The sequence below is a fragment of the Shewanella sp. AS16 genome, assembly GCF_021412365.1.
GTDB lineage: Bacteria > Pseudomonadota > Gammaproteobacteria > Enterobacterales > Shewanellaceae > Shewanella > Shewanella salipaludis.
This window is the reverse complement of the sequence record NZ_JAKCLK010000294.1, coordinates 1-289: the sequence shown is the minus strand read 5'-3', so window position 1 is coordinate 289 and position 289 is coordinate 1. Positions and strand designations below refer to the sequence as shown.

Annotated in this window: 1 pseudogene; it reads left to right on the top strand. The window is 53.3% G+C overall.

The features are described 5' to 3' along the window. Positions 1–289, top strand: a pseudogene (locus LZP73_RS20365) (hypothetical protein); the annotation flags it as partial.

Below are 289 nucleotides of genomic sequence, written 5' to 3'. Positions count from 1 at the left end.
TACGCGGTGAAGTGGAGCTGGTTCGTCTGCCGGATGCAGAAGGCCGTATCGCTGCCGAAGGTGCGCTTCCTTATCCTCCGGGTGTGCTGTGTGTTGTTCCTGGTGAAATCTGGGGTGGTGCTGTTTTGCGTTACTTCAGCGCTCTGGAAGAAGGCATCAACCTGCTGCCAGGTTTTGCACCGGAGCTGCAGGGTGTCTATATCGAAGAACATGATGGTCGTAAGCAAGTTTGGTGCTATGTCATCAAGCCTCGTGATGCGCAAAGCACCCTGTTGAAAGGGGAAAAATT